Source organism: Paenibacillus puerhi, assembly GCF_009846885.1.
GTDB classification, from domain to species: Bacteria; Bacillota; Bacilli; order Paenibacillales; family NBRC-103111; genus Paenibacillus_G; species Paenibacillus_G puerhi.
On the sequence record NZ_WUWM01000023.1, the window covers coordinates 26,301 to 39,503 of the forward strand.

Genomic DNA, 13,203 nt, shown 5'->3' on the forward strand with positions numbered 1-13,203 from the left:
CTTAGGAACCCCCTTCGATTAAATACGAGAAAAACTTTTGAAGCGTCAGATTCTCAATCGAAATGTCCAACTGGCGCGCCTGCTGCCTGTCCCCATCATCCAGCTTCTCGTAAATAGCGGCAAGTGTGCCGCGGCCGTAAGCTTCGCTGTATAATACCCGCTTCTCAGCCGTAAACAAGGCCACTGCCTCGGAATTTCCCCGGATCAGATGAGCAGCCGTACGTATGTATTCCATGTCGTCATGAAGCAAGAAAGAACCGGCTTCCATGATATAGACTCTTTCCACGACAGGGGCAATTTCGTCAATCAAATGCGTGGAAAGTAAAATCGTACGAGGATGATTGGCGTAATCCTCCAACAGCGTCTTGTAAAATCGGTCTCGCATTAATACGTCGAGCCCAAGTACCGGCTCATCGTATAAAGTAAGCGAAGCCCGGCTGGCCAGACCAATGATGTTTCCTACGAGTGACTCCGTGCCCCTTGAAAGCTGTCTGATTTTTTTTTGCGAATCGATCCGAAAGATGCTTAGCAGTTCATGTGCGTACGTCCAATCCCATCGAGGATGGAACTTCGCGGCAAACTGCAAAATTTCGATAACCCTCGCTCCTCCAAAGTGTTTATATTGGTCGCGTACGTAACAGAAATCTGTTGGAAGCTCCCCTCTGCCCAGCTGTTTGCCATGGACCTCAATTGTGCCGGAGTTTGGCAAGATTCCACCCGCGATTGTGTTAAGCAACGTGGTTTTTCCAGCTCCATTCCGTCCGAGCAAGCCATAAATTAAATTTTCCTCCAATTGAAGGTCCAAATTCCGCAAGGCGTGGGTTCGACCGTATTTTTTGTTCAAATTGCCGCATGCCAAGGCTATACTCACGGCTCTCTCAGTCCTTTCTCAGCTGTTTGATCATGTCGATGATCTCTTCAATCGTCAGGCCAAGCTTGTCTGCCTCGCTTAGAAGATCCGACAACAGTTCTTTATGGAAACGATCTCTCCGTTTCAGTTGGATCTTCTGTTTCGCCTCCGGTGTGACAAACATGCCAAGCCCTCTTTTTTTGTACAGAATACCTTCATTTACGAGCAGGCCGATCCCTTTGACTACCGTGGCCGGATTAATTTGAAACAGCTGAGAGAATTGCGCCACGGAAAGAATTTGTTCGTCCACGTGGAAAGTGCCGTTCAGAATATCATCCTCAATGATGTAGGCGACCTGTTGAAAAATCGGTTGCTTATCGTCAAAAGTAACGTTCATTTTGTCACCATTCACCCTATTAGTATGTTACCTGTATAGCACACCATAATAGAAACGGAAACAGTTGTCAACATTCCAAATCTCGCTCATGCTGCATCGTCATCGGGATTAAGCGCGAACAAACGATCGTGTATTGACAACCAAACAGCGAGGTATTATGGTATGTTATATGAGTAGTACACTAATACACAGACATTGAAGATTCCATTCATGGGATTAAAGCAGATGATTAAGGGAGATGGAAGAAGTGAAAAAGCTAATTGAATTCAAACAGGTCACGAAGGAATATCAGGTGGGGGAAGTGCTAATCAAGGCGCTGGACGGCGTTGATTTTTCCATATCGGAGGGAGAGTTTGTCGTCGTGTTGGGAGCGAGCGGTGCGGGAAAAAGCACGATTCTGAATATACTGGGCGGCATGGATACCGCTACCTCGGGCGAAGTGATGGTTGGTGATCAGGACCTTACAAAATTAAGCGAAAACAAACTAACCCAATATCGCGGCGAGAAGGTAGGCTTTGTTTTTCAATTTTACAACCTGCTCCCGAATTTAAGCGCCTTGGAAAATGTTGAATTTGCTACTGAAGTATGCAGGAACCATCTGAATGCCAAAGACGTTTTGCATCAAGTCGGCTTGAGAGATCGGATCCGAAACTTCCCGTCCCAGCTTTCCGGAGGCGAGCAGCAGCGAGTGGCGATAGCAAGAGCCGTCGCCAAAAATCCTTTGCTTTTGCTTTGCGACGAACCAACCGGCGCTTTGGATTATGTGACGGGCAAGTCCGTTTTAAAGCTTCTTGAAGATTTGAACAAGGAAACGAACAAATGTGTCGTCCTGGTCACGCATAATACAGCGATTGCTGCTATGGCCGATAAAGTGATCAAGGTGAAAAGCGGTAAAATCGAAAGCATTACGATGAACGACAGAAGACAAAGCGCTGAAGGGATTGAATGGTGAGTATGACATTATTCCTAAAACTATTGCGGGATATAAAAGGATCCGCCGGGCAGTTCCTGTCCCTTGCACTGGTTGTGGCTGTTGGGGCATTTTTCTATACGGGCCTGGTCACCTTGAGCGATAATTTGAACGCTTATACGAAGGCCTACGTGAGCAAGCATAATTTAAGCGACTTGAATGTGTACTTCAGCCAAATTTCCAAACAAGAGGTGGCGGGTTTAAGCGAAGTGGAAGGCATCAACAAACTAGAAGGGCGCTATACCTTTGATGCTACGGAAGCTTTTGACGGATACAACGCCGCACTGAAAGTTCATTCGATCCCTCCCAACCATGAGATCAATACGCTTGCAATGATGGAAGGCAGCCTCCCGTCGGGCCGAGGGGAAATTGTTATAGATTCCCGGTATGCCATGGAGCATCAGTACCGCGTCGGCGATGAGATCCAGCTGCGGGCGAACGGTAAGGAATGGGGGTTTACGATTAGCGGCTTGGGCGAAAATGTGGAGCATGCGAAAAAGAACGACATTCAAGACCATAAAAACCACGGCATCGCTTATGTTGGGGAAGAAATGATCCCTGAGGTGGCGGGAGGCTTCTTCTATAATGAAATCCTGGTGGATGTAAAAGAAGGTTACAATACCGACAAAATAGGGGAATCCATTGAAGAAAAGTCCAAGCAGCTACCTTACTTAAGCCAGGAAAGCAAGGAACGGTCGTTCAGTTATTCCCGGATACAGGCTACGCTTCACAATAATAGCTTAATGAGCAAGGTGATTCCGTTGGTTCTGTTTTTGATCGAAGCGATTATCTTGTTTCTAGCTATGTCGAGGATGATCGATTCTCAACGAAGTCAAGTCGGGGTCATGAAGGCAGTGGGGGTGAAAAACAGCAGCATCATGCTTCACTATATGGGATACCCTGTGCTAGTCGGGTTGGCAGGCTCGATCTTGGGCTATGTCATGTCCGCTACGGTATTTGTTCCTTTCATAGCGGTATCCAATGCAAGGTCCTACACGCTGCCAGGCATTGAATTCTCGCTCTCCTATTATTCGATCCTTCCTCCCCTCCTTGTCTCCAGCGTGTTCGGGATGCTTGCCTGCTACTTAAGCGGCAGAACTATATTGAAGGAACGCGCGGCTCAGGCCATGCGCCCAAGGCCGCCAAAAGCGATGAAGCGAATACTCCTGGAAAGAATTCCGGGCTTTTGGGGCCGTATGCCTTACAGCTACAAGCTCATCTTGAGAAATATTTTTCTGAATAAGCAAAAAGCTCTGGCAAGCTCGGTTGGCGTGGCGGTCAGCACGGTATTATTGATAACGGCATTCGGCACTCAAGCCTCCCTGCAGAAGGTAGCGAACCAGTTCCAACAGGTGTATACCTATGATCTACGAGTCGATTTCAAGAAGGGAGAATCCGCGAACACAGCCATTTCTCTCCCCGACGGCGTAAAAAACAGTTTTTTGTTGTCCACCTTGCCTATTGAATTGAAACAAGGAAATCAAACCGAGAAGGCTTCTCTCGTCGTAACGGAAAAAGAAAACAGTCTCATTCATTTCTTTGACGAAAAGGATAACGCGATAAGCCTCGAAACTAACGGTGTGCTTGTCCCGAAATCTTATGCCGATCACTATAATATTTCGGAAGGGGATCTTGTCACCATCCTGTTTGCAGCGCCGGAGCTTCGGAATAAAACGGTGGAGATGAAGGTTCTGAACATTTCTACGCAGTATTCAAGCCCGTCGTTTTATATCACGCCCGCATATTTGGAAAGCTTTGGACTGGATTACAATCCGACCTCGCTTCTCGTGGAAGCCGATCAAGCAGCAGCTCTGCCAAGCATTCGCGGTTATTTCGAACAACATCCCCATGTAGATACGATCGCGGACAAGACGGACCTGAGGAAAGAAGCGCGGTACATTTTGCAGCAAAACAGCTTCGTCTTTATCATGTTCATCATTTGTTCCGTCGTCCTCTCCTTCGGCGCTATTTACACGATATCTTCCATCAACATATATGAGAGGAATCGTGAGCTTGCAACCCTTAAAGTATTGGGCTATCAAAAAAATAAAATCAACCGGCTTATCTTTTTTGAAAATATCATCATCACCACGTTTGCAGTACTTGTAGCTCTGCCGGTAAGCGGCTATGTTTATACGCTGGTAGTAAAGGCACTGTCGAGCACGCATCAACAAATCCCGGATCAATTGAATGTACTCATTATCTCGCTGTCGGCTCTCCTTGCATTCGCGCTTACCATTCTCTCAAACCTGCTGCTTCGGAGAAAAGTGACCGGCATTCATATGATTGAAGCATTAAAGAGCGTTGAATAGCGGTTAAGTGATAATTAGCCGGGGTTCGACAGTTTGAAACCCTCTGTAGGCACCTATGGATAAATTATTACCTTTTTGGGCGCGGATTTTTTAACTTGCTTGGTCTTGCTTGGAGCATCGTGCGGCTTTTGGGGAGCGCCTAATGTCGAATAACCTGGATTCCCGTCAACCATAACGAGGTGAGAGGCAGATGGCAACTATCGTTTACCAAAAAGATAAGCGTTCAGGGATAACTTACGCATACGAGTCCGTGTCCTACTGGGACAAAGAGAAGAAACAATCCCGTGCTAAACGTACACTGATTGGCCGGGTAGACCCACTTTCAGGGAAAATCATCCCCACTGATGGCAGGGGGCGAAAACAAGCGCAAAAGGCCCCCGCCACTGCAAAAAGAGGGCCAGTTCCCTCGACCCAAACAGCGAGGAAGTTTTACGGCACTACTTATTTGCTTGATGCCATTGGAGAAAAGCTGGGCATTGCTCAAGACCTGGAGAAATACTTCCCAGGCTTAGTTCAACAACTCTTATCGATCGTCTACTATTGGATCCTTGAGGATAAGAATCCACTGTACCGCTTCGAAAAATGGAGCCATATACATAAGCACCCGTACGGAGACAATAGCTCCTCCCAACGAAGCAGCGAACTATTTGCTTCCATAACCGAAGAAGCCAAAAGCCAGTTCTTCCGCTTGCAAGGAAAGCGGCGAGTAGTCAAAGAATATTGGACTTATGACATCACCTCTATCTCCAGCTATTCAGAGGGGTTGCGCCAAGTCCAATACGGACGGAATAAAAAAGGTGATCCGCTCGCGCAGCTGAATTTGGCGTTGGTGTTTGCAGAAAGCTCCAACCTGCCGTTTTATTACCACAAGCTGGCGGAGAACATTCCTGGCGCGAAGACCATTACGAATTTACTCTCTGATTTCTCTACATTCGAGTTCTCTAAGGTGAAGCTGGTCATGGACCGCGGATTCTACAGCGAAAGCAACATCAACGCGCTTTATAAGGCACACTTAAAGTTCTTGATTTCGGCCAAAATGTCTCTGGCATTCATTCGGAAAGAATTGGGCGGCATTTATGATCATTTCTGCTCCTACGAACAATTTAATGAAAAGTATGAACTCTACTGTCATACCGTGCCGACGCAGTGGAGTTATACCGAGCACCGTCCCTACAAAGGAGACACGCTTACGGAACCGAAGTGCAAGTATATCCACTATTATTACAACATAGACAAGGCTGCTGAGGATGAAAAAGCCTTTGATCGTAAATTGATTTGGCTGCTGCAGGTACTGGAGTCTGGAAACAGAGTCCCAGAGCACGAACCGCAGTACAAGAAGTACTTTAGAAGTCAAAACCACGCCTAAACGGGGTGCGCGTGTTACGATGAAAGAAGACGCTGTGGCCAAGGCCAAAAGGTATTATGGTTACTTCGCCTTAATCACCAATGAAACAATGGATGCCGAGACCGCGCTAGAACTATACCGAAATAAGGACGTTATGGAGAAAGCCTTTGGCAACTTAAAGGAACGGCTCAATATGCGCCGTACATTGGTTTCCTCCGAGCAGAGCCTGGATGGAAAGCTGTTTGTTGAGTTCGTGGCCCTCATTTATCTTTCATACATTAAGAAACAAATGCAATATACCGTACTATTGAAGAAGTACACGATGCAAAGTGCACTAGATAAGCTAGATGTCATTGAATGCTTTGAAGCGCCCGGCCAACAAGTGCGTGTCGGAGAACTGCTGGAGAAACAAAAAGAGATCTACGCTAGCCTTGGAATAGACCCGCCATCCTCGTTATGAGTGCTCGGGAATCTAGGTTGAATACCATTTTCCTAAGGAAAATAAAGTTTCAGATTGGCAAACTTTTTGATTGCGGGTTTCACCTCACAAATCGGCAGCATTCATTAAATAATTTTTGACTGACACTGACCTCCGTTATAAAAGCACTGAGTTTACGACATGACAAAATTGGCCTATAAGAATGCTCAGCGAAAAACCTGCCTAATCAATTTTTTAACCAGCACTTATAGAATTATTCATCGTATAGTGCCCCAGTCCAACATTAGGGCTCTATGTTGCTTTTGTCTTTACTATAGTCATTTTTATTGAATTAAGAGCATTAAAGCCTTCAACATACTCCTCTACTGAAGGAGACGTAAGATTGCAGGCGAAAAGATGGTTACGAAAAGCAAAAAATAGTATAATATCTCCACTTGTCATTTTCCCAATTTCGTAATGATAGATTTGATGAGTAATAAGTTCTCCATAATCATCATATCTAACAGACAATGTAAGGTCTTCCTTTTCCGGATAAACAGTATATCCAAACTCCCAAAAGCTACCTGGGTCTGCAAACCGTGAAAAACGTCTGGCTCTGTCGTGATCAGAAGTATAAGGATCAATATTTCCTTCAGTTAGCAATGCTTCGAGCCCAATCTTTAATAACATTCTAACTATAAATGAATCTTGCTTATGGCTATGCTTAGGAATAAGTAACGATGTACTATCAGTTTTGATTAAGACATTACTGTATTCACCAGTTAATATAATATGATCTAATCCTAACGGATAAATAAATAAATTTGAATCTAATTGAGCCAAAGGACTCTTCTTCTTTTTTGTTTTTATGTTCGCAGCAACTCTCTCAATATTAAATGGAGGATTATTTAATGCCTCTCCTTCTATTTTTGAACCAAAGTACTGGTTGCACGAATCACAAACATATCCTAACGGCAGTACTAAATCATCATTGCCCAATGATTCAGGAATGACATGTTCTATTTTTAAAAAAGATACATCTCTTCTCAAACAAAATAAACATCTACCCCTTGGAATTTCCAATTAATTATCACCTCTTCATCTTAAAATCCCAAATCCATTTGAGGCTCTACTTAGTATCCGTATCCTTCCAAACATTAATTTAACTAAAATCCATTTATTATTGATATTTTCCGATTAAGAGTATTGTCTGAACCGGAAATATGTCCTTCAATTGTAGTAACAGGTAAAGGAACGGTAGTTCCACAACTCAATTTGAGTGCGGCGCTACCGTTCTAGCAATATTCTGTTAATTTGTTTAGTTTGTCATTACCAGTTTTAATTATTTCAAGTACCCGTTAAATACATACTCAATTGAATCTGGTTTATATATTCCGCAAATTTCTTGTGTTTTTTCGAATTTGTATTTTTCAATGTGATACATAAACATTTCAATTCGGTCTTCCGAGATAGTTATAATTGGTTTTCTTGTGCCTAGGTATTCAAAACACCTTTCAAAAAGTTCTGTACCTATTCCTTTATTTTTATAATCTTGATGAACACGAAAAGTACAAATTTTCTTTTCATCCTTTGTTTTTTTAAGAATAGCAATTCCACTAAGAATTGCTTGAGGATTCCCCTCAATCTCGGAGAGAACAACCAATATTTCCCTCTGTCCATTCTTTTTTTCAACTTCAGGAATCACAACATTATAAAACCACTCTTCAAATTGCGGATAGCTCTCTGACAAGTCTTTTAAATAGTTATATAACTTATCCTTAGACTTTTCGCCTATTTCACTAATAATAAATTTTCTTAATTCACTCGGTTCTATTTCAGATATTTTGAGAAATATATTCTTAACAATGGATACTTCCACTATTGGAAACATCTCCTTTTAATTAAAAAGAAACTGAGACAACCAATTTCCACCCACACCAGCAAATGTCCCAAGAAGAACAATTCCTCCTATGTAACAAGAAATAACAAAGGTCGTGCCCTTTTTGTATTGAAATCGGGATAAATCGGAAAAATCTTCAACATATTTTTTTATAGACTCTCCTGTATGAGGATCAATGACTTTCTTAGCCTTGCTCTTCATATGATAAGCGATAATGTTGTAATCAACTCCTTCTATATAATCTTTCCACAGATCGTTCTCTAACATCCTACTATTAATGTCTTTACCATACTGAATAATTACATCATTAGCATTTCTCAGTATAAGATAGTGTACTGCTAAAAAATTAAATTTATATCCTTTTTGAAACTGTTCCCTTAACTCTTCACTACAACTACGAATATCATTTAATCTAAAATCAATAATCTCAGTGTTTGTAAAATGGTCATTTAAAAAGCTCACTCCTTGAATTTCATTGTTAATTAGCTTAATATCATTTTTATTGACTTTTAAACGGAAGCGAAAATAATATCTTTTTATTACATCTAGTTTAATTCCTTTAATGTCTAATTCAATTATCGTACCAGGAGTAACTGATCTACTTTTACACTTTCTAAGTATAAGTTGGTCTTCCTTATCTAAGGAATAGATGATAAAATCCGGTTTATTTTTCACACCGTTTACAATAAGCCGTTTTGGTTGACCTTCAGTAGTAGTAAAATCTTCATTAAAAATTGCGTTGACTAATTGATTGTTTGAAATAACACTACCAAGATCAGTAATTTGAGTGCTATCAATCTTAAATGGTGCATACAAAAAGACTTTATCGATTTTTGTAACATCCTCAATCAAAAGACCAAAGTCAAAACAATACGTCTTATTCTTTACGTTCTGATCCCACAAATTAATATGTACAGTTGCTTCTTTATTTGGGTCAAGATTGGAATCCTGTACTGAATACCATAAAGCAAAACTTCTCAAATCTAACACCTCATTATCTTAAACTCTTCTCAAGCATTACTTCAAGTAGAATCAAGATGCTAAACACCTATATTATACTTACTATACTCCTGTTTATTCAATCTTGATTTACATGCCCTCTCACACAAGTAAAATGATTCCAATCAAAAGGGTTCATGATATAATAAACATGTAGAGTTTTAATTGGAGGGAAATGAATGAAAAATCTCATCTTCATGGGAGGAATACATGGAGTAGGAAAAACAACTTTTTGCAACGAACTCTCTAATAGGTACCCGCTATCATCATTCTCAGCGAGTAGAATTATTTCTGACATAAAAAAACAAAAATTCACTTCAAACAAGCAAATCACAGATATAGATAAAAATCAAGATTTTCTTATACAAGGAATTGAGCAAATAGAATCAGCTTCTATAATCAATATTATTGATGGTCATTTTTGCTTAATTGATAAGAAAAACAACATCTCAAGAATACCTAAAGAAATATTTACTAAACTTGAACCTATTCTACTGATTGTTGTGATAGATTCGGTAAATAAAATCATAGACAGGCTTCAAACCAGAGATAAACTAGTCTACTCCCCATTATTCATCGAATCTTTTCAAAATGAAGAAATCAAGTATGCAAAGATGATAGCAGAAATGCTAGGCAAACCGCTCTTCATTTTCAATAATACGCCCGAATCAAAACTCGAATTACATGAATTTATCACCGAGCTGGGAGTGATATAATGAGAGTTTTACTAGATACAAACATCATTATACATAGAGAAACAAGTTCAATTGTAAAGAATGAAATTGGAATCTTATTCAGATGGCTTGACAAACTAAAATACTCTAAGTGTGTGCACCCACTAACAGCTAGTGAGTTGCAAAAACATAGAGATCAAAAAACTGTTAATTCTATGTTGATAAAACTTGATAGTTACCATCTATTAAAAACTGAAGCACCGTGGAATACATATTTACAAGAATTGTCACATAAATACGACAAAAATACGAATGATGTCAACGACTCGAAAATTTTAAACGAGTTAATTGCAGGAAGAGTCGATATTCTTATCACGGAAGACCGAAAAATGCATTTTAAAGCCGCAAGGCTTAAATTTGCTGATAAAGTGTTTACAATTGATTCTTTCTTAGAGAAGGTTACCAGCGAACATCCTGAATTAATTCAGTACAAAGTCCTCGCTGTCACAAAAGAGTACTTTGGCAATATTGATATTAAGGATGATTTTTTTAATAGTTTAAAAGAAGATTACCCTGGGTTTGAAAATTGGTTTAATAAAAAGTCTGATGAAATGGCCTATATATGTAAAATTGACGAAAAGATCTCCGCCTTCCTATATTTGAAAATTGAAGGAACTGATGAGAACTACAGTAATATTACTCCCCCGTTTGCCAAAAAACGTAGGCTAAAAATAGGCACATTCAAAGTCACTCTAAATGGTTACAAACTCGGAGAACGGTTTATTAAAATTATTATAGATAATGCATTAAAAGCACGGGTAGACGAAATTTATGTTACTATTTTTGATAGAACAATTGACCAAATTAGGTTAATCAACCTTCTTTCCGACTACGGCTTTACCAAACATGGATTAAAGGATGGTTGTGAACTTGTTTATACACGCGATTTTTTGCCCGCCTTTGATGAAAGCAATCCAAAGTTTACTTTCCCATATGTTAGCTCGAACAAAGAAATATTCCTAGCGCCTATTTATCAAGAATATCATACAAATCTCCTGCCCGACTCTATCTTACGAACTGAGTCACCTAAGAATTATGTTGAAAATGAACCATTTAGAAACGCGATTAGCAAAGTATTTATCTCTCGTTCAATGGAAAGAAATTTATGTCCAGGGGATATAATTATCTTCTATAGGACGGGAGGTTACTACACAAGTGTTGTCACTACTCTTGGCATTGTTGAAAGTGTTAATAATAATATAGCTGACCCGGAGCAATTCATCTCTCTCTGTAAAAAAAGAAGTGTTTTTAACGATAACGAACTTCTAGAATTTTGGCATTTCAAAAGGAGCAAACCCTTCATTGTAAATTTCTTGTATTCATATACTTTTCCAAATCGGATCAATATGAAAAGATTAATTGAGTTAGGAGTTATCCAAAATGTTCATTCCGCCCCGAGGGGGTTTATGAGAATAACATACCAAAATTTCAAGGACATCATTCGGGAGGCGCAAGTCGATGAACGTATTATTATCAATTAAGCCTGAGTTTATTGATTTAATTGTCTCGGGTGAAAAACAATATGAATTTAGAAAAACTATATTTAAGCGAAAGGATGTCTCTACAATAATAGTCTATGCGACTACGCCAGTCAGTAGAGTTGTCGGAGAGTTTGAAGTAGATTACATTCTTTGTAAAGATGTTAACTCGTTGTGGGAAGAGACTAAATCTTTTGCAGGAGTAGATGAGGATTTTTTCTTCAATTATTTCAACAACAAAGAAAAGGGGTATGCTATTAAGATTAAAAACTTCAACCAATATCCTGAACATAAAATGTTAACTGAAATATATCAATCGCCCCCTCCTCAATCATTTGCGTATATTTCCTAGTCTAACACAATAATCATGAAAGGCCATCTCCGTTTTGCTTGCGAAGGTGGCCTTCATGCCGATTTATTGCCGATTCCCATGTTTTTCATTCACCTCGTAAAAAACGGAATAGCGGATTCGTAATATCCTCTTCATACGTATCCTTATTGATAAACCGTCCCACCGATGGGTCATTAGTACCTTGCCCTTAGGTAATACAGCCCTGTCTCAGCGTCGTACATTTCCCCAGCATATTTGAACGGATTGCTTACCTGCTCGACAGGGAGGCCGACCAGATTGCCCCATTCGTCATACTGGTAGCTGTTTTTAATCGTTCCCTGCGTATCGACAATCTGCACAACATCGCCATGCCCATTATACAAATAGTAATAGGACTGAAATGTAGCGCGATACCATTTGGCCAGCAAGCAATCCGGTCCCCATTTTTCAGGCGAAGTCCATCGGGCTCGGGTGCATAGTCGAATTCCACGACAGAACCGTTTTTCTAGACATTCGTCAGTTGATCCCACACATTGTATGAATAGTGGCTTAAATTCGGTGCAAACAGGTCAGCGGAGTTCTGAACAGTTGTACGATTACCGCGAGCATCGTATGCATACTTGATCACTTCCACAGCTAACCCACAGTATATTCCTACTCATATCATAAGTATAACGGTATTCGGATAAGACGACTGTGCCTTTTTGGGTTGCTATCTTTGGTCAGCCGGTTGATTTTGTCATACAAAAAGGTAGACTACAGATATGTCCGCTCGGTCACTTGACCTGTTGCATCTGTCACACGGATAAACCGATTAAGCTCGTCATATGCATAGGTGGTACTGCACGAGCGCGGATCAACGTTCGTCTTCTTCAAACCTGCTAGCATATGAAGACTACTAAGAACGACCTCCTCTATTTTCCAATATATAACAAAAGAAAAGACAGAGCGCCTCCCTTCAGCGCTCTGCCTACATTCAATTATTCCAGTTTATCCTCTGAGCAACCCCACATGAATCTTCACTACCGCTTTCTTGATTTTCCCCGGCTTCCCCATGCCTGGCCTGTGAATATCATGAGGGAAAAAGACGGCGAACATGCCAGGCTTAAGGTGGAGCAAATTTTCGTCGGATACGGGCGCATACAGCGCATAATCCTGTTCCGGGTCATAGCTCTTAACAGCTTCGCTATCCGCTCCCCAGGACCAGTAGCCGATCGTCTCTTCCCCTTCCATCAAATACTGGAGATCGATGTACGACTCATGCTTCTCGGCCAGATGATCTTCCGGCGACTTGGCGTCGAATTCCATAATCGATACATACATCTGATCTCCATCGATCTCCGTGCGCCCTAGAGGCGGGTTTCCTTTGAGCAGGCTCTGAAGCTTTTCCATCGCGGCTACGATGACTTTATGTTCATAGTGACGTTGTTCTTCCCAGGATGACATAGAACCTAAAATCATTCTTCCAT

Annotated in this window: 12 protein-coding genes and 1 pseudogene; 6 read left to right on the forward strand and 7 right to left on the reverse strand. The window is 41.0% G+C overall.

Features of this window, described 5'->3' with window-relative positions; translation table 11 throughout:
* Position 1: 1 nt before the first annotated feature.
* A complete protein-coding gene (locus GSF01_RS19750) occupies positions 2 to 871 on the reverse strand; it encodes an ATP-binding cassette domain-containing protein (RefSeq protein WP_159887017.1) in 870 nt (289 codons plus the stop codon).
* A gap of 7 nt (positions 872 to 878) precedes the next feature.
* Positions 879 to 1,247, reverse strand: coding sequence for a GntR family transcriptional regulator (locus GSF01_RS19755; protein WP_159887018.1), 369 nt, complete (start codon positions 1,245 to 1,247; stop codon positions 879 to 881).
* A gap of 247 nt (positions 1,248 to 1,494) precedes the next feature.
* Between GSF01_RS19755 and GSF01_RS19760 the strand changes: the two genes are divergently transcribed.
* The 3 genes and pseudogenes from GSF01_RS19760 to GSF01_RS19770 all read left to right on the forward strand — a co-directional run bounded on the left by GSF01_RS19760 (position 1,495) and on the right by GSF01_RS19770 (position 6,334).
* Positions 1,495 to 2,199, forward strand: coding sequence for an ABC transporter ATP-binding protein (locus tag GSF01_RS19760; RefSeq protein WP_159887019.1), 705 nt, complete (start codon positions 1,495 to 1,497; stop codon positions 2,197 to 2,199).
* 2 nt (positions 2,200 to 2,201) lie between these two features.
* The gene (locus GSF01_RS19765; RefSeq protein WP_159887020.1) at positions 2,202 to 4,529 is read left to right on the forward strand and encodes an ABC transporter permease; all 2,328 of its coding nucleotides are present in this window, start codon (positions 2,202 to 2,204) and stop codon (positions 4,527 to 4,529) included.
* 190 nt (positions 4,530 to 4,719) lie between these two features.
* Positions 4,720 to 6,334, forward strand: a pseudogene (locus GSF01_RS19770) (IS1634 family transposase).
* 270 nt (positions 6,335 to 6,604) lie between these two features.
* Here GSF01_RS19770 and GSF01_RS19775 read toward each other — a convergent pair.
* From GSF01_RS19775 to GSF01_RS19785, 3 genes are all read right to left on the reverse strand, one after another.
* Complete coding sequence (locus GSF01_RS19775) at positions 6,605 to 7,375, reverse strand: HNH endonuclease (protein ID WP_159887021.1); 771 nt, start codon at positions 7,373 to 7,375, stop codon at positions 6,605 to 6,607.
* A 259-nt stretch (positions 7,376 to 7,634) separates the two neighbouring features.
* Positions 7,635 to 8,171, reverse strand: a complete 537-nt coding sequence (locus GSF01_RS19780) for a GNAT family N-acetyltransferase (protein WP_159887022.1) — start codon at positions 8,169 to 8,171, stop codon at positions 7,635 to 7,637.
* An 18-nt stretch (positions 8,172 to 8,189) separates the two neighbouring features.
* Entirely contained in the window at positions 8,190 to 9,173 is a 984-nt protein-coding gene (locus GSF01_RS19785) for a hypothetical protein (RefSeq protein WP_159887023.1), read from the reverse strand.
* 197 nt (positions 9,174 to 9,370) lie between these two features.
* On the opposite strand from GSF01_RS19785, the gene GSF01_RS19790 reads away from it, so the two are divergent.
* The 3 genes from GSF01_RS19790 to GSF01_RS19800 are packed head-to-tail and all read left to right on the forward strand — an operon-like array spanning position 9,371 to position 11,755.
* Complete coding sequence (locus tag GSF01_RS19790) at positions 9,371 to 9,907, forward strand: ATP-binding protein (protein WP_159887025.1); 537 nt, start codon at positions 9,371 to 9,373, stop codon at positions 9,905 to 9,907.
* Positions 9,907 to 11,406: a PIN domain-containing protein gene (locus GSF01_RS19795; RefSeq protein ID WP_159887026.1), complete on the forward strand. Its 1,500-nt coding sequence runs from the start codon at positions 9,907 to 9,909 to the stop codon at positions 11,404 to 11,406. The genes GSF01_RS19790 and GSF01_RS19795 overlap by 1 nt, the downstream gene beginning before the upstream one ends.
* Positions 11,384 to 11,755 (forward strand): ASCH domain-containing protein, encoded by a 372-nt coding sequence (locus tag GSF01_RS19800; protein WP_159887027.1) that lies wholly within the window; start codon positions 11,384 to 11,386, stop codon positions 11,753 to 11,755. The genes GSF01_RS19795 and GSF01_RS19800 overlap by 23 nt, the downstream gene beginning before the upstream one ends.
* A gap of 173 nt (positions 11,756 to 11,928) precedes the next feature.
* Here the strand turns inward: GSF01_RS19800 and GSF01_RS29780 are convergent, their stop codons facing one another.
* Both GSF01_RS29780 and GSF01_RS19810 read right to left on the reverse strand, forming a co-directional pair.
* Positions 11,929 to 12,162, reverse strand: coding sequence for a hypothetical protein (locus GSF01_RS29780; protein ID WP_235941630.1), 234 nt, complete (start codon positions 12,160 to 12,162; stop codon positions 11,929 to 11,931).
* A 562-nt stretch (positions 12,163 to 12,724) separates the two neighbouring features.
* The gene (locus GSF01_RS19810; protein WP_159887028.1) at positions 12,725 to 13,195 is read right to left on the reverse strand and encodes a YhcH/YjgK/YiaL family protein; all 471 of its coding nucleotides are present in this window, start codon (positions 13,193 to 13,195) and stop codon (positions 12,725 to 12,727) included.
* Between the last annotated feature and the right edge of the window lie 8 nt (positions 13,196 to 13,203).

What these genes read in the sequence shown, in the direction of transcription:
- GSF01_RS19755 (WP_159887018.1), bottom strand. Translation starts at nt 1,247, where the DNA reads ATGAACGTTACTTTTGACGATAAGCAACCGATTTTTCAACAGGTCGCC.
- GSF01_RS19795 (WP_159887026.1), top strand. Translation starts at nt 9,907, where the DNA reads ATGAGAGTTTTACTAGATACAAACATCATTATACATAGAGAAACAAGT.
- GSF01_RS19790 (WP_159887025.1), top strand. Translation starts at nt 9,371, where the DNA reads ATGAAAAATCTCATCTTCATGGGAGGAATACATGGAGTAGGAAAAACA.
- GSF01_RS19800 (WP_159887027.1), top strand. Translation starts at nt 11,384, where the DNA reads ATGAACGTATTATTATCAATTAAGCCTGAGTTTATTGATTTAATTGTC.
- GSF01_RS19810 (WP_159887028.1), bottom strand. Translation starts at nt 13,195, where the DNA reads ATGATTTTAGGTTCTATGTCATCCTGGGAAGAACAACGTCACTATGAA.
- GSF01_RS19765 (WP_159887020.1), top strand. Translation starts at nt 2,202, where the DNA reads ATGACATTATTCCTAAAACTATTGCGGGATATAAAAGGATCCGCCGGG.